The sequence below is a fragment of the Pseudoalteromonas sp. SR43-2 genome, from assembly GCF_014163885.1.
Classification (GTDB): domain Bacteria; phylum Pseudomonadota; class Gammaproteobacteria; order Enterobacterales; family Alteromonadaceae; genus Pseudoalteromonas; species Pseudoalteromonas distincta.
Map to the genome: position 1 here is coordinate 65,495 of NZ_JACJED010000005.1, position 16,895 is coordinate 82,389.

At 38.9% G+C, this 16,895-nt stretch carries 16 protein-coding genes; 2 read left to right on the forward strand and 14 right to left on the reverse strand.

Translation table 11 applies throughout. The features are described from left to right. Positions 1-27: 27 nt before the first annotated feature. From H5120_RS05810 to hemA, 14 genes are all read right to left on the reverse strand, one after another. On the reverse strand, positions 28-549 hold the full coding sequence (locus H5120_RS05810) for a hypothetical protein (protein WP_182673855.1): 522 nt from the start codon (positions 547-549) through the stop codon (positions 28-30). Between the two features lies 1 nt (position 550). Next, complete coding sequence (locus H5120_RS05815) at positions 551-3,859, reverse strand: PKD domain-containing protein (protein ID WP_182673856.1); 3,309 nt, start codon at positions 3,857-3,859, stop codon at positions 551-553. A 16-nt stretch (positions 3,860-3,875) separates the two neighbouring features. Next, the gene (gene rlmM / locus H5120_RS05820; RefSeq protein WP_182673857.1) at positions 3,876-4,961 is read right to left on the reverse strand and encodes a 23S rRNA (cytidine(2498)-2'-O)-methyltransferase RlmM; all 1,086 of its coding nucleotides are present in this window, start codon (positions 4,959-4,961) and stop codon (positions 3,876-3,878) included. A gap of 17 nt (positions 4,962-4,978) precedes the next feature. Next, on the reverse strand, positions 4,979-5,347 hold the full coding sequence (locus H5120_RS05825; RefSeq protein ID WP_002958563.1) for a DUF423 domain-containing protein: 369 nt from the start codon (positions 5,345-5,347) through the stop codon (positions 4,979-4,981). 19 nt (positions 5,348-5,366) lie between these two features. Beyond that, entirely contained in the window at positions 5,367-6,002 is a 636-nt protein-coding gene (locus H5120_RS05830; protein ID WP_182673858.1) for an alpha/beta family hydrolase, read from the reverse strand. A gap of 2 nt (positions 6,003-6,004) precedes the next feature. Then, positions 6,005-6,907, reverse strand: a complete 903-nt coding sequence (locus tag H5120_RS05835; protein ID WP_002958561.1) for a transcriptional regulator GcvA — start codon at positions 6,905-6,907, stop codon at positions 6,005-6,007. Between the two features lie 121 nt (positions 6,908-7,028). Next, positions 7,029-7,883, reverse strand: coding sequence for a 3-deoxy-8-phosphooctulonate synthase (gene kdsA, locus H5120_RS05840; RefSeq protein WP_002958560.1), 855 nt, complete (start codon positions 7,881-7,883; stop codon positions 7,029-7,031). Positions 7,884-7,892: 9 nt separating this feature from the next. Beyond that, positions 7,893-9,146: a DUF819 domain-containing protein gene (locus tag H5120_RS05845; protein ID WP_182673859.1), complete on the reverse strand. Its 1,254-nt coding sequence runs from the start codon at positions 9,144-9,146 to the stop codon at positions 7,893-7,895. 14 nt (positions 9,147-9,160) lie between these two features. Beyond that, the gene (locus H5120_RS05850) at positions 9,161-9,988 is read right to left on the reverse strand and encodes a tetratricopeptide repeat protein (RefSeq protein ID WP_002958558.1); all 828 of its coding nucleotides are present in this window, start codon (positions 9,986-9,988) and stop codon (positions 9,161-9,163) included. 149 nt (positions 9,989-10,137) lie between these two features. Continuing rightward, positions 10,138-10,512, reverse strand: a complete 375-nt coding sequence (locus H5120_RS05855; RefSeq protein ID WP_024605422.1) for a SirB2 family protein — start codon at positions 10,510-10,512, stop codon at positions 10,138-10,140. A gap of 29 nt (positions 10,513-10,541) precedes the next feature. Next, positions 10,542-12,086, reverse strand: a complete 1,545-nt coding sequence (locus H5120_RS05860) for a response regulator (protein ID WP_182673860.1) — start codon at positions 12,084-12,086, stop codon at positions 10,542-10,544. A 54-nt stretch (positions 12,087-12,140) separates the two neighbouring features. Then, on the reverse strand, positions 12,141-12,980 hold the full coding sequence (gene prmC, locus H5120_RS05865; protein WP_182671341.1) for a peptide chain release factor N(5)-glutamine methyltransferase: 840 nt from the start codon (positions 12,978-12,980) through the stop codon (positions 12,141-12,143). A 2-nt stretch (positions 12,981-12,982) separates the two neighbouring features. Continuing rightward, positions 12,983-14,068 (reverse strand): peptide chain release factor 1, encoded by a 1,086-nt coding sequence (prfA, locus tag H5120_RS05870; RefSeq protein WP_002958554.1) that lies wholly within the window; start codon positions 14,066-14,068, stop codon positions 12,983-12,985. 7 nt (positions 14,069-14,075) lie between these two features. Beyond that, positions 14,076-15,332 (reverse strand): glutamyl-tRNA reductase, encoded by a 1,257-nt coding sequence (gene hemA, locus H5120_RS05875; RefSeq protein ID WP_024594740.1) that lies wholly within the window; start codon positions 15,330-15,332, stop codon positions 14,076-14,078. Between the two features lie 83 nt (positions 15,333-15,415). Here hemA and lolB point away from each other — a divergent pair, with 83 nt between their 5' ends. Both lolB and ispE read left to right on the forward strand, forming a co-directional pair. Continuing rightward, entirely contained in the window at positions 15,416-16,003 is a 588-nt protein-coding gene (gene lolB / locus H5120_RS05880; protein WP_033020640.1) for a lipoprotein insertase outer membrane protein LolB, read from the forward strand. A gap of 2 nt (positions 16,004-16,005) precedes the next feature. Next, the gene (gene ispE, locus H5120_RS05885) at positions 16,006-16,863 is read left to right on the forward strand and encodes a 4-(cytidine 5'-diphospho)-2-C-methyl-D-erythritol kinase (RefSeq protein ID WP_182673861.1); all 858 of its coding nucleotides are present in this window, start codon (positions 16,006-16,008) and stop codon (positions 16,861-16,863) included. The last annotated feature ends 32 nt before the right edge of the window (positions 16,864-16,895 follow it).

Sequence of the window (16,895 nt, forward strand, 5' to 3'; positions counted from 1 at the left end):
TTAAAAAGCACCTAAGGTGCTTTTTTTTTAATCTATTTTTAAAGCAATAAACTCAAGCGATGCACGCCTTGGTAATGCATCGCTTTGTTTATCTACTTCTTCAAATTTTTTAATCAAAATACTAAAGCGCTGATTATTAATATTAACGGCTGTAACTTCACCAATTTTTATACTGTAGTTTTGCTGCTGATCAAACAGCTTTAGTATTTGACCTTTTACACGCTCTACGTTTAAATAAGGTGTTTGGTCTGGCATCTTTAAACGAATGACATTGATTTTACTTAGTTCATGTACCGCGACCCAATTCTGACTCTGCATTAACGTATTATAACGACTAATACCTTCAGGCTGATAAACAACATCTTGGCTTATAACGCATGTATTACAGCCCTTTACTGATTTAATTCGCCAGTCAACAGCTGTATTTTTATAATACAAATTATCATTTTTTAGTAACCACTCACGTGCATTGTTAGTATCGCTACACGCTATTAGTAAGCTAAAAAAACTACTCAAGATAATAAACTTAATGCTTAGCATTGGCTTCATACTATTGCTCTTTAATTGCTTTTAACTCAGCAATAATTGCACTACTTGGCTGTGCTTCTTTTATATAACTGGGCAGCGTTTCAATATTAGCAGGCGAGCTTTGTAAATTATGCACCTTACTGTTATTTGTATTTGGCACGCCAAATCGATTACCTGCACTTTGCATATAAAACTGTAAATTAAGCATGCTCCACTCATCTACATCACTCAGTATTGATATTGTATTGTCTTGGTTAGTATCAAAGCTGGTTAAGCTTTCGATGTTAATTGCATTACAATTAAAATCAACTGGTAGTGAGCTATTTCTATTTAACCCCTGTACTTCAAGTATGGTGCTTTCATTTAAATCTGCCGAACTACCATTTGAATAATCAATAATAAAATCATCCGTAGAGCCTAAATGACTATTAGTATTTGGTGCAATATCGCAACTAGCATTGCCTGGGTAAAAACGCTCATAGTAGCGATCGCCTTCGTTATTACCTATTGTTGATAAACCAGCTAATTGATATAAATAGTTCATAGAGCTTAAATGATTAGGCTTAAAATTAACTTCTTCATCACCGCCATGGTATAAACCTAAGTTATGACCTAACTCATGAAATATTGTTGATGCTTGATAATTATAAGTTACATTGGTTGCTACTTGCGTATCAAGCGTTAAACCCCAGCCTCCCATAGTTACCATTAAATCATTACCGCTTATCTCAGCTATACCCGAACCACTAATACTACCGTCTTCGTTACCACTACTTGCCATTAATAAATAATGGAAAATGGGCCTGCGAGTTATATCGCTATATTCCATTTTATAAGCAAATAAATTAGGGCTACTTAAATCGTATTCAAACGGGGTATAGCTATTAAAAGGGACAAGATTTCCGCCACCTAAATCAAAGTTTTGCGGTGCTGTATTTGTATTTTGATCAAACAAATCACCTACGTCAAAGTGGACTGTATAGCCTTTTTCTGCAAAAACAGTGGCTACTTTTTCAAGTGCTGTTCGATGTGGAGTAATACCTACATCACTGCTGTCCATATAATCAACTTCAATAAATATATCTTTTTGTGCGGTACGCGCCCCCCACTCATAAAGTGGTAAACCCGCGAATGTTGTACCCTGTTGCTCAGCGCAATCAGGAATACCATCCTCATCATCATCTATTGTGCAATTTATATTGTTTGGCCCAGCGGGTGTGTTAAACACAGAATAACTCCAATCAGTACTTTGATTAGTGTCTTTCGCATTAAGATCGCGCTTTAAGCTGCCTCCTTGCTCGGAGATGATTTGCTCTGCGTTACCACCTTGCCATTGTGATGGCGTTACTGGTTCTTGTACTGAGTTACCAAATTTTACAAAGTCGATTGTTTGTGTACCTGCACTATTAAGTAATTCTACAAAACCGTTTATGTACCAATAAGGTCTAATTTCATCACTAGCATTACCTACAAGCGCTATTTTAGGGTTGTTAACTGACGCATTTACTAAAAAATCATCTCCAAACTTACTTTGTAAAATAAGGTACTCACCATTTCCAAGCTCTTTATTGGGCAGTGAAAAAGTTGTCTCTGCACTAGTCGAGCTATTAATCATATTAATACTGCGGGATTTAAGCGAATAACTCTGTAAGTTTACAGCAGCCCCTGTGCCGTTATAAATTTCAATCCAAGGTAAGTCGTTACTAAATTGCACAGAAGAAACTTCCGTTATTTTTATATCTTGGCTAGAGGTAGTAAAAGAAGTAGCTGTTTGCGTTTCAATGGCCGTATCATCAAAATTAGTTAAATCAGCTGTAACACGGACAATATATTGGGTATCTTCATTAAAGCTTGCGCTTACATTTACAGTATGAAAATAAGTACTTGTGTCACTAGTAGTACCCGACAAACTTTCAATATTTAAGGCCAAGCAAGTAGTAAAATCATCTGCTGACACTTGTACGCTTCCTGTACAAGCACCACTACTAGAATTAACTGCTAAAGTGCTCGTTAGCATAATATCTGAAAATGTAATACTAACAGGGCTATCTACAAGAACTGGGTCATTATTACTTTGGGGTGTTACATTACTAATAGTAGCGGGCGTTGAATCAACCACAGTAATATTCAGGGTAAATTCGGTTGTGTCTTTTGAATCAGACGCAGTTAACGTATAGCTTTGTGAAGTGATACTGTTTGCAGGAGGCGTGTAGCTAAAAAGTAAGGCCTGTGCATCAATAACACTAATTTGTGCACCATTTAAATCATCACCAAAATCAATCTGAACGGTATCGTTATCGGCATCGTTAACTACTAAACTAAATTCTGTGGCTTGATTATATTGCACGCTAATACTTACATCATCTGCAGTTGGTGGATTGTTTGGTGCTAATACTACAACTGTTTTTTGAGCGCTATTTGTAGCGTTATCGTCATCGGTTACAGTAACCACAAATGTAACATTGGTATTTTGTGAAACAGTGGGCGCATTAAAGCTAATGCTTGTTTGTGTTTGAGTAAGTTCAACTACAGGACCACTTATTTGCTGCCAAGTTATGCTATTAATACTACCATCGTTGTCTTGTGCATCTGCAACTAAGGTTACACTGTCACCTTTTTCAGCTTCTTCAGGGCCTGTAACAATGACTGTTGGCGCGCTATTTACTTGATTAATTAAAACCGTTTTACTCGCTTGAGCGCTTTTACCTGCATTGTCAGTTACGGTTACGCTAAAACCTAGTGTTGTATTTTCAGATACATTAGGGGCGGTAAAACTAAGGACTCCATCAGTTTGTGAAAACTCAACATTGTCCCCAGCAGACTGAATCCAATTAATATTACTTATAGTGCCATCTGTATCTTGAGCGTTAGCAACTAAACTAACTTGTGTGCTGGCAAGTGCACTACTTGGGCCTGTTATATTAACTGTAGGAGCATTATTTTGAGAGGTGATAGTGCCTGAAAAAACTTGTTGTGCAGTAGCACCTGAGTTGTCAGTAACTGTAACCGAAAAGCTAAAGGTCGTATCGGTTGTTACACTAGGTGCAGTGGCTGTAAGCGTGTTACCGTTAGAGGTAAACGTAAACTCGGGCCCGCTAAGTTGTTGCCATTGATAGCTGACAATTTGTCCGTCGCTATCACTTGCAAGCGCTGTAATAGTAAATGATTGATTAGAAGTAATAACGTTACTGCTAACCGAAAGCGTAACACTGGGCGCAGCGTTACCAGAGGGCGTAGTTGTATCACTACTTTCGCCTCCCCCGCCACAACCTGTGATTAAAAGTGATAAAAAAAGTAAACTTAGCCATTTATTAATATTGTTTTTTACCACTTTTAGCCTCTACATATTAACTATACAAATTTTGTGGCACCTTAGTAACGTTTAAATGAACGGTTATTTCCTCACGATCATGATATAGATGTTTAGCTTGCAACTCGTAATTGATACCTTGTTTCTCAAGCTCTTTTCTGATCATCGAAAGACATTCATAAACACTATCAAAGCGTTTTTTCATAGGCAGCTTTAAGTTAAATATAAACTCTTTTGCGTATGCATTTACTGCCCAGTCAATCATTAGCGTAGTCACTTTGGTCGGTTTTTCCACCATATCGCACACTAACCAAGTAATATTTCTTTTTTCTGGGCGATATTTAAAACCGTCAGCTCTAAAATGTTTAACTTGCCCAGTTTGCATTAAATCGTCATTCATTGGGCCGTTATCAATCGCACTTACAAACATACCACGGCGTACAAGCTGATAAGTCCAACCACCAGGGCATGCACCTAAATCAACACTGCGCATACCGGCAGCTACGCGTGACTCGCGTTGTTGCTCAGGTATAAATACGTTAAATGCTTCATCGAGTTTTAACGTTGAGCGACTCGGTGCATCGCTTGGCATACGAAGGCGCAAAATACCCATGAAAAATGGAGAATTATTAAAGCTATACGAGTAACCAACATAAGCCGTATTGTTTGTTAAAAACATGACATGCATTACTGGGCGATTTGCTTTTGGCTCACGTAGTACAGTATTTTGTTTTTCGAGGGCTTTTTTAAGCGGTGTTGAGATTTTTTTACAGAACGTTAAAAGCTCTTTGCCTTCGTTTGTGTCTGGCGTCTCAACGCGCAGTTCTGAGCATAATGTAAAATCTTTAGCAGCTTCAACTACTGCGCTCACACGGTCCTCTACTGGCATGTTTTCAAGTAATGTGCCGGCAAACCATTGACGTGCAAACACCATGTTTTTAAAATCAACATTTTTGATTATTTCGTCGCTGTGATGCGCTTCAAAACATTCGTAAACAACATAACCTGTATTTGGTTTTGCTTTTACATACCCTGCAAAACCTTGCTCTGCAGCATGAAACGTTATTTCAGCAGCGGCATCGTTTTCAAAACCACTACGACAAAAAATCACAACACTAGACATATTAACCCTTAAACTCTTTAAAACTTAAATCGTGCAACTTGCACTAAAATAACAATCCAACCAATAATAAAGCACAACCCACCAAGCGGTGTTATAGGCCCAAGCCACTTCATTCCTGTTAGAGCGAGTAAATATAAACTACCACTGAAAAGTAGTGTGCCCGTTATAAAAAAGCCACCAGCCCAACTCAGGTTTATGCCCCATTTAATTAAAATAGCCACCGCAATAAGTGCAAGTCCATGTACCATTTGATACTCAGCAGCCGTTTTAAAAACGCCTAATGAATACTCCGATAAGCGGCTTTTTAAACCATGGGCAGCAAATGCACCTAACATCACCGAAAGCATACAAAAAATACTACCGGTCATTAAAAATAATTTAATCATCTAACCCCCTGCTCGAGTCTTAACGTATCTCAATTTGTTGCTTAATAAATTCAACGGCACTTAACGCTGCTGTTTCTCTATTTTGCAGCTCAGTTACGCCACTTTTTTTACGTGGTTTTAATGAGTGATCGCCATCACTCAGCCAAGTAAACAAAGGCTGTTTTGGCATTTTCATAGTAAGAAGCTCTTCACGTGTACCAAATGTATCTCGCTCGCCCTGTAATACTAAAAAAGGGCAAACAATATCGGCAAAATGTTCGGTGCGTAATTTTTCTGGCTTACCCGGCGGATGAAATGGATAACCAAATGCAATAACACCTGAAAGGCTTTGCTCTTTACTACATGCAAGCATTGATGCCATGCGACCGCCCATCGATTTACCGCCTATAAACAACGGCAAATCTGGCTGCGCATTTGTTAGCACTTGTTCATAATAAGTAATTAGCTTTGGTGCTCGCTCAGGCGGCCTGCGTTTATTAGTTTGTTTAGCGATTTGCATATATTCAAAATCAAATAAACCAACATCAACACCCTGCTCGCTTATTAATTTTGCCATGTGCTGCATAAAGTCAGAATCGCTACCAGCACCTGCGCCATGTGCAAATATAAACTGTGCTATTGCAGGTTGCTCCGTGCTTTTAAACCATTCAATCATTATTAATACTCATGTTCTTGCTCATGCTCTACTAAGCTCAGCATCCACTCTTTAAACGAAACTATTTTACCAAGCTCTGTTTGCGACTCACGAAGCACTAAGTAATACGCATTTTTACTCTCTAGGCTATGATTAAACGGAATTACCAAACGCCCTGCGTCTATGTCGGGTTTAGCTAATACACTATTGCCAATTGCCACACCTTGTCCATGTACCGCTGCTTGTAACACCATAGAGGAGTGGCTAAATATAGGCCCTTGATTTACCTGGATGTTACGCACGCCTGCGGTTTTCATCCACGTTTTCCAGTTTTTACGTGTAGTGTCGTGTAATAGTGTGTGATGCGCTAAATCACTAGGTTGATCAAGCGGCTTTAACCCGCTTAATAACATAGGACTACAAAGTGGTACTAAATATTCGGTATGAAGCTTGTACGCTTGTACGCCATTCCAATGACCCCTTCCATAATAAATAGCAATATCTACGTCATCAGTGAGTGAGTTTTCATCTTGGTCCTGAGCTTTTATTCGCACATCTATCTCTGGATGTAACTCATTAAACAAACTCAAACGAGGCACTAACCACTGAATAGCAAAACTTGGGGTTAGGCTTACCGTTAGGGAGCCCTTAGCGCCACGAGCTAATAGCTTTTCAGTTGCATCAATAAGCTGAGTAAAAATCTCTTTAATATCTAAAAAATAGCCTTGGCCTTCTTCAGTTAATAATAAAGAGCGGTTTTTACGTAAAAACAGCTTCAAACCTAAATGCTCTTCAAGTGTTTTTATTTGATGACTTACTGCCGCCTGCGTTACATAGAGCTCTTCTGCTGCTTTTGTAAAACTTAAATGGCGAGCAGCCGCTTCAAAGGCTTTTAATGCGTTTAATGGAGGTACCCGTCTTGACATAATAACCAAGCTTAGAATTAGTTTTTCTTATGCGTGAGATTATATACATCATATAAGTTTGTGTATATTAAAGGCATAAAAAAAGCGACCTGAGTCGCCTTTTAATAAACATCATGCTTAATTATAAATCGCTTGCACTTGTATCAAGTGGGGCAAAGCTTTTAATTAAATCATCAACCGCTTTCATTTGCGTTAAATAGCCTTCTAACTTACTAAGGGCTAGCGCACATGGGCCATCACATTTAGCTTCGTTAGGATTTGGATGCGCTTCGATAAATAAACCAGCAATACCCAATGCCATACCGCTGCGCGCAAGCTCTGCAGCTTGTGCACGACGACCATCAGCAGAGTCAGCTCGTCCACCAGGGCGTTGTAGCGCATGTGTTGCATCAAAAATAACAGGTGCCATTGCCTTCATGTCATCCATACCCAGCATATCAACCACAAGGTTGTTGTAACCAAAGCTAGAACCACGCTCACAAAGAGCTACGTTGTTATTACCAGCTTCATTAAATTTAGTAATGATATGACGCATTTCATGTGGCGCTAAAAACTGTGGTTTTTTCACATTAATAATTGCACCTGTTTTAGCCATCGCCACAACTAAATCTGTTTGACGCGCTAAAAAAGCAGGTAACTGAATTACATCAACAACTTCTGCAACAGGTGCAGCTTGATGCGGTTCATGTACGTCAGTAATTAGTGGAATTTTAAACGTGTTTTTAATTTCTTCGAATATTTTTAAACCTTCTTCCATACCTGGACCACGGTACGAATTGATTGAAGAGCGATTAGCTTTATCAAATGAGGCCTTAAATACATAAGGAATATTTAGTTTCGTCGTAACTTCTACGTAATGCTCTGCAACACGCATTGCTAAATCGCGAGATTCTAATACGTTAATACCACCAAACAGTACAAACGGTTTATTGTTTGCAAGTTCAATTTCATTAATTTTAATAATTTGGTCTTTCATTTAAATTCCTTAAGGTGCAACTGCTTGCATCATTAATCCACAAATATAAGCCATATAAGTACCCACACCGTAGCCTAGTACAGCTAACAAGACACCAACAGGCGCTAGTGACGGATGAAACGCTGATGCGACAACAGGTGCTGACGCTGCGCCGCCCACATTAGCCTGAGAACCCACTGCCATATAAAATAACGGTGCTTTAATCAGTTTAGCCACAATTAACATAATGCTTGCATGCACTAACATCCAAATTGCACCCACTAAAAATAGCCCAGGGTTATTGAAAATAGCGGTTACATTCATGTGTAAACCAATCGATGCAACCAAAATATATAAAAAGCTAGAAGCTACTTTTGAAGCGCCAAACGCTTCTATTTGCCTCACTTTAGTAAACGATAAGCCTATACCAATCGTTGTTGATATAACAATTAGCCAAAAGAATTTACTGTTTAAGCTGTATTCTTTTGCCCATTCATAAGTAGTGCCAAAGTATGGCCCTAAAAAGTCAGCGCAAAAGTGCGCTAAACCAGTTATACCAAATGCAATTGCAATCAGCGTCATGTAATCATTAAGAGTTGGAATGCGTGCATGTTCTGCATGATATTTTTCCACACGCTTTTTCAAATCTTCAATTGCGCTTGTATCAGCACCCGTCGCTGCATCAATCTTTTTATGATTTGCTGCCATTAACAATAAAACAGCCATCCAAATATTAGCGACAATTACATCGACTGTAATCATTACTGAGAATATATCACCACCAACTTCAAACATTTCTTTCATTGATGCTTGGTTAGCGCCGCCGCCAATCCAGCTACCTGCAACAGTTGTCATACCGCGCCATACGGCATCTGGTCCATGCCCACCAACAATACTTGGGTCAAATGCGCTCACCACTAAAATAGCTAATGGCCCACCAATAACAATGCCTAAAGTACCCACTAAAAACATAATAAGTGCTTTAGGGCCTAAGTTAATAATCGCTTTTAAATCAATACTAATGGTAAGTAGTATTAAACAGGCAGGTAGTAAGTAGCGCGAAGCCACATAATAAACATTAGATTTATTACCATCTACAATACCAAAGGTATTTAATAACGAAGGTAAAAAGTAACACAGTAATAAAGCAGGTACGTATTTATAAAATCGTTTTAAAGCTGGACGCTCACTGTTTGAGGTTTTAAAAATAAACCCCAAAATAATAGCAAGCAAACCAAGCACAACGGCATCATTTGTAATTAATGCGCTTTGAGTTTCAACCATAATTATTCCTATTCTTAATGGTGCGTTTTATTATTATCTTCTAGTTCTTCTATTTGGTGTTGAATAATCTCTATTGCAGGATCGTCCGGACACTCATCTACAAAAAACTGTAAATCATCACGTGCCATTTTAGGGCAACCGAGCTGATTTAATAAGTAACCTCTGTCGCGTCTCTCATACGGGTCGTCGCCTATTAACTCCATTAGCATCTCTACACAGGTTAAAGCATGACCAAATTTATTTTCGCTAATGAAAGACCATTTTTGCTGAGCTAAAAATAACTTATATACTTCGTCATCAAAAATCAGTTCTAGTGGCTCTTGCTCTTGACCATCATCTTCATCTGCGTTTTCAGGGATAATATACCAACTTTGTTGTCCACTGCTTGGCTCTATTATGTAGCCTTCTTCATCACTAATCGCCACATGTACGCCAACATCACCTTGGGTAAGACTAAGGTTCGCGTCACAGTTAGCTTGTTGTAAAAAATGACAAAGTATAATTGCCAGTGTTGTAGGTGAACCACTGCGCATAGAAAGCGTATAGCTTAATGTATTTAATTTATATTCAGGCACTTTTAAACCTGATGCACTAAATAGCCAATCACTGTAAAACATATCTAATAATTTTTCGAGGCGATCGTGCTCATCACTCACTTTTAAACACAGCGCTGAAATTTGCTGTTCAAAGTCAGTTAAAGTTTCATAACATGGTGTTAAATCTATCTGAGGGTCCCACTTTGACTCTGCTTTAATACAGCGGTAAATCGCTGGAGGTGTAAATTCATCGTAAGCATCATCAAGATAAGATTCATCGTGTTCGTCAAACCCGAGGGTAGTCATTAATACTGCAACATTTTAGAAAACGAAGGCGTAGTTTACCTAACTTTAAAGCTATATACCAATATAGAGGTGTATTTGAATATTTTCTGAGAGGGAGTTGTATTTGAGCTTTACAAAACACCTATAAAGCTCAAATAGTCAGATATTACTTAAAGCAAAAAAGCTGATTTAGACGTCGCTAAATAACCTATCGCTAAAATAACAGCAGTGTTAACTAAAACGTAAGCAACTTTAGCCGCCATTTTAGTTTGTCGGGCGCTTTTAGCCCCAATACCAATGTATATAACCACTAAAACTATTTTTTCTAATAGCCAATATTGTTCAAACGGATTAATTTTAGCCATAAATATAAGCGTAAGTGCAGACACTAACAATAAAGTATCTATACTGTGACTACCAATCATTACCGCTTTATTTTTTGCTAATTTACCACTGCCCATTCGCGAAAAAGCGCGAACATAAAATAATATTACACTTAACATCGCAATTGCCATGTGCGAGTGCTTTACTGCTAAATAATCCATATGCCCCTGTACTTCTGTTTTATAAAAATTTAATCAGGAAAACGGCTAAGAACCGCCTCTAACTCATCAAGCTTTTCGTTAAATACTTCAACCATTTTTGGTTCAAAATGTGTGCCTTTTTCAGCATTAATTTCATCAACCACATTTTGTAATGTCCAAGGCTCTTTATAACACCGTTTATGGCGAAGTGCATCGTATACATCAGCAAGTGCGACTATGCGACCAAATACATTAATTGCGTTTCCGCTTAGACCTTGTGGGTAACCAGACCCATCCCATTTTTCATGATGCTCTTTTGCAATAATTGCACCTGTACTCACAATTTCATGGGGAGAGTCTTTTAAAATAGTATAGCCTTTATCAGTATGGGTTTTCATCACTTCCCATTCTTGAGGTTCTAACTTTGCTGGTTTGTTTAAAATCGCATCAGGAATACCCACTTTACCTACATCATGAAGAGGAGACGCCAACCTTACTAAATCTGCATCATGTTTAGATAAACCATAGCCCTCAGCTAAAATATGACAAATATGTGCTACACGTTTAACATGATTACCTGTCTCGGTTGAGCGCTGCTCTACTGCTTCACTTAACCTATAAACAAGCTCTTGTTGTGTCGCTTCTATTTCAGACTGAAGCTGCACATTTTCAAAGGCAAGTTGCACATTTTGAGAAAATATTTTGATTAAATGACGCTGAGTATCCGTTAAATCCTTTGGGACACCAGATATGAACAGCATTGAATTATGATTGTACTCACTACTGCAGTACGCAAATAAGTAATTATCTTTATAAATGATGCTTTTATCATTAAGCGCCTGATGACACGCACTTAACTGCTCAGCTTGTAATACCTTATCAAGCTCTTTACCTTCACTTTTTTCAAAATCGCCAGTGCCAGAGCAAACTATTAGTTTTTTATTTTTTTCATGTTCTGGGTTTTGTGCAACTAAAGTGGTTGCATACATAGCTTGATCAGCAATACCCAATAAAGATGTTAATTGCTGCATAACGCCTTCAATAAAGTGCTCTATTGAATGCGCAGAAAAAATATCACGAGACGCTATAATTATTTTCTCAAGCCCTTCGCGTGACTGCTCAATCGAAATAATATCCCGATACGAGCGTAGGCTCGACATAATAACAGTAAATAATTTTTGAGCCGTTAGCTCCGTTTTCGATTTGTAATCGTTAATATCATAATTAATAATGACTTGACGTTCAGGTGCCTGGCCAGGTTGGCCTGTTCTTAAAATAATCCGTATATGATTATTTTTAGCTTCTTCACGAATAAACTTAGCAACCTGCAAACCAGCGTCGTCGGTTTCCATTACCACGTCAAGTAGCACAATAGCGGCATCTGGATGCTCTTTTATGAGCTCTTTCGCTTCAGCACCTGAGTAGGCACTAATAAACTCTAAGCGTTTATTTTGAAACTCAAAATCACTCAGTGCTAGTTTTGTAACAGCATGTACTTCAGGTTCATCATCAACGATTAATACTTTCCAGGTACCGTGTTCAATCTCATCGATTGTTTCTTCTGGTTCATCTGAAAATAAAAAATCACCCATCATAGTCGAAATTCCTTCATGGCATTATTTAACGCACTAGTAGGCAATTATTATTCTCTAGGGCCACAGTGCAAGTGTTACACGGTCATTGTTACCAAGGTCTTTCACTGTTTTAATATTAACAAACGCCATTTTTTCAAAGAAATGACGTACAGCTTCACTTTGCTCAAAACCGTGTTCTATTAAAAGATAGCCATTAGATGACAAATAGTCACGTGATTGTGTAATTATTTGTTTAATATCAGACATTCCGCAATCATCAGCCACTAATGCCGATAAAGGCTCAAAGCGCACATCACCCTGATTTAAATGTATATCGCTACTTTCTATATAAGGAGGGTTAGTGACAATTAAATTGAATTTTTCGCCATGCAACTCACTAAACCAGTTACTCTGTTTAACATGTACATTATTAATCGCTAATCGCTGCTGGTTACGTGTAGCAAGTGCAACTGCATCGCTTACTCTATCTACTGCAGTAATTTGCCAACTAGGCATTTCACTACCCAGTGCCAACGCTATTGCACCAGTACCTGTGCCTAAATCAAGCACCTTTGCTGTAGCGGGTAGCGCTATTTCAAGTGCTTGCTCGACTAATGTTTCAGTATCTGGTCGAGGTATTAGGGTCGTTGCGTTAACTTCAAGCGATAAGCTCCAAAATTCACGCAGCCCAGTTATATGGGCTACGGGCTCACCTTTTAAACGTCTTTGGATAAATACATTAAACTGCGATTGTTGCTCATCACTAAGCGCATGTTCTGGCCAAGTAAAAAGGTAACTGCGAGGCTTTTTAAGTATATGAAGAAGTAAAACTTGTGCATCTAATTTAGCACTTTCGCTGCTAGATGCTAATAAGTCAGCACCTGCAGCAATTGCTTGTTCAAGAGTGTGAGCCACAATTACTCGTCGCCCATGGCCGCAAGTAAGTCAGCTTGATGCTCTTGCATTAATGGGTCAATAATCGCACTTAAATCACCGGCTACCACTTCGTTTAAACGATAAAGTGTTAAGTTAATACGGTGATCTGTAATACGACCTTGCGGGTAGTTATAAGTACGAATGCGCTCAGAACGATCGCCACTACCTACCAAGTCACGACGTTCAGAGGCTTCTGCCGCATGGCGTTTTTCATCTTCAGCTTGTTGCAGTCGAGCTGCAAGTACTGACATCGCTTTAGCGCGGTTTTTATGCTGCGAACGCTGATCCTGACACTCAACCACAACACCGGTAGGTATATGTGTAAGTCGAATAGCAGAATCAGTTTTATTTACGTGCTGACCACCTGCGCCTGATGCACGAAATGTATCAACTTTTAAATCTGCGGTATTAATTTGTATCGCTTCTGCTTCTGGTACTTCTGCCATAACCGCAACAGTACACGCTGAGGTATGAACACGACCTTGTGATTCAGTCTCTGGTACACGTTGTACGCGATGTACGCCTGATTCAAACTTTAATTGACCGTAAACGCCTTCGCCACTGATATTTGCAATAACTTCTTTGTAACCGCCATGCTCACCTTCATTGGTGCTTACAACTTCTACTTTCCATTTTTTATTTTCTGCGTAGCGGCTGTACATACGAAATAAGTCACCAGCAAAAATAGCCGCTTCATCGCCGCCCGTCCCTGCACGTACTTCAACAAAAACGTTGTTGTTATCTCGCGGATCTTTTGGCAACATTAATACTTGAATTTGATCTTCAATCACTAGTATTTGTGCTTTTGCTTCTTTATATTCTTCTTGCGCCATTTCACGCATTTCAGGGTCAGAATCTTTAAGCATTTCTTCTGCACTGGCTAAATCGTCTTGCGTTTCTTTATAGTTTAAAAACGTTTTTACAATCTCTTCAAGCTCAGAATACTCTTTTGAAAGCGCACGAAAACGGTTTTGATCACTAATGACCGACGGGTCGCTTAGCAGCGCTTGTACTTCTTCGTAACGCTCTACTAAGGTTTCTAATTTATTATAAACAGACTCTTTCATTTAACGGTTATTCCTGATCAATACCTAACATTTTTTTCAACTGGTTTAGCTGCGCCACTTCACCTTTTTTCGCTGCATCTTGTATTGCACGGGTAGGCGCGTGCATTAAGCGATTGGTTAATTTATTGGCGAGCTCTAATATAATTTTTTCTGCATCTTTACCTGTATTGAGCTGACTAACAGCACGCTCTACAAGTTCAGACTTAATTGTTTGTACATCGTTTCGATAATGGCGGATTAAATCTACCGAATCGAGTGAACGCATCCACATTGCAAATTCTTTGGTGCGTTCAGTAATAATTATTTGCGCTTGCTGTGCAGCTTGCTCGCGCGCTGCCATATTCTCGCTTACAATGGTTTGTAAGTCATCAACGGAATATAAATAGGCAGCATCTAGCTCCCCTACTTGGCTTTCTATATCACGTGGAACTGCAATATCTATAAATAGCATAGGTTTGTGACGTCGCTGCTTTAGCGCCTGCTCAACCACCCCTTTACCAATAATAGGCAAAGTGCTGGCTGTAGAACTAATCACTATATCGGCTTTATGCAAACGCTCAGGCAATTGCGCCAAAGCAATCACATCTGCCGACACTTCGTCAGCTAAGTTACGAGCTCGCTCAATAGTTCTATTTGCAACAGTGATATTTTGAGGCTCATTTTGGTATAAATGTTTAGCAACCAATTCAATGGTTTCACCTGCGCCAATTAATAACACATTGGTCTTATCAAGCTTGCCATAAATATGCTTTGCCAAGTTAACTGCAGCAAACGCTACCGATACCGCACTTGCGCCAATATCGGTTTCAGTTCTAACTTGTTTCGCTACTGAAAATGTTTTTTGAAACAACCTATCAAACGTAACACCTACTGCATCGTGGTTTTTAGCACTAAAAAACGATTGCTTTATTTGCCCCAGAATTTGCGGTTCGCCCAACACCAAAGAATCCAACCCACACGCCACGCGCATTAAGTGATTAATAGCATCGTTATCTTCGTAGCAATAAGTGTTTTTGCTCAGTTCATGTTCATCCAAACCATGGAAACTGGCAAGCCAGCTCAACAGTGTTTGGGAATTTTGCTGAGCGAGGCTACAATAGATCTCGGTTCGATTGCAGGTAGACACAATAACCGCTTCATTAAAGTCGGCATGGCCACTTAATTGTTGCAACGCCTCTGAAATTTGCTCAGGCGAAAAAGCCACTTTTTCACGTAATTCTACGGATGCGGTTTTGTGATTTATACCTAGTGCTATTATGGTCATATTTGCCAAATATTGCTGAGCCCTACTTCAAAGGCGGTAATTTTACCAAAAATCAGCGGAATATGGAAAGTAAGGAACAACATTTGATTCGACAATATTTGATTTTATTCATGTTTTTTTTGTTTTTAGGTGGCTGTGCTCATCAAATTGATACAAAAACAACACTTTATGATGATTGGAAACCACGTTTAGCTGCTCAAAAAACTTGGCAAGTAGAAGGTAAACTTGCATTTATTAGCCCAGAAGAGCGTCAATCTGCAAACTTAAATTGGCAGCAAACAACAAATTCCAATAATTTAATACTGACTACTTTTATTGGTACTCGTATTTTGTCGCTTAAACAAACAGCTAACGGTGCTGAATTAGAGTTTGATGGTGAACAATACTTTGATACTAACGCTGCAGAGCTTTTAAAACGATTAACGGGTTTTACACTACCGGTTGATAATGCCGATAACTGGCTTAAAGGCACTATTGACGATGAAAGTTTAATTGTTGATGAGCTTGGGCGTGCAAAGCAAGTATTATGGTTTGATAATACAGGCAAAAAATGGCAAATAGATTATGGCACTTATGTACAAAACGCAGGTTACTGGTTACCTACTAAACTGACGTTAAAGCACCAACAAATAAAAATTAAAATTCAACTATACGATTGGCAGTTTAAATAAGTATGAATAACAAAACCTCTTTTTCACTTATTGCTCCGGCAAAACTCAATTTATTTTTACATATTAATGCTCGCCGAGAAGATGGCTATCATGAACTTGAAACCTTATTTACTTTTTTAAATTTTGGTGATGAGCTGCATTTTGAGTTAACAACAGATGGGAGTATTTCTGTCGGTGGTGATACTAAAGACATCCCTCTAAATGATAATCTCATCTATAAAGCGGCTTTATTATTACAAACACACTGTAAAACCTCTTTGGGTGTAAAAATAAATTTAATTAAGCGCTTGCCGATGGGGGGCGGTGTTGGAGGAGGTTCATCTGACGCAGCGAGTACTTTATTAGCCCTAAATAAGTTATGGAAATTGACACTAAATTTAGAAACACTAGCACAATTGGGGCTCAAGTTAGGGGCAGATGTTCCGGTGTTCATACAAGGTCAAAGCGCCATAGCGCACGGTATTGGTGAAAAACTACACCAAGTAACACTTGAACAAAAATGGTACTGCGTTGTACACCCTAACCAACATGTAAGTACCGCAAAAATATTTACACATCCAGATTTAAAACGCGACACACCAAAAATAATAGGCGACTGGAAACACCATACTTTGACCAACGATTGTGAGCCTTTAGTTAAAAAGCTTTGCCCCGAGGTTGAAAAAACCCTCCAGTGGTTGCTAAAATACGCACCGTCGAAGATGACCGGAACAGGTTCATGTTGTTTTGTCGAATTTGCTAGCCAAGTTCAAGCACAAGATGTACTTGAAAATCTCCCCCATACTTGGCAGGGTTTTGTGGCTTCAAGCGCAAATGTCTCACCTGCTCATACGGAGTTAACCGCCATATTCGATCAATGAAGTAACGTACAAGTAATCATAAGTTAACCCGC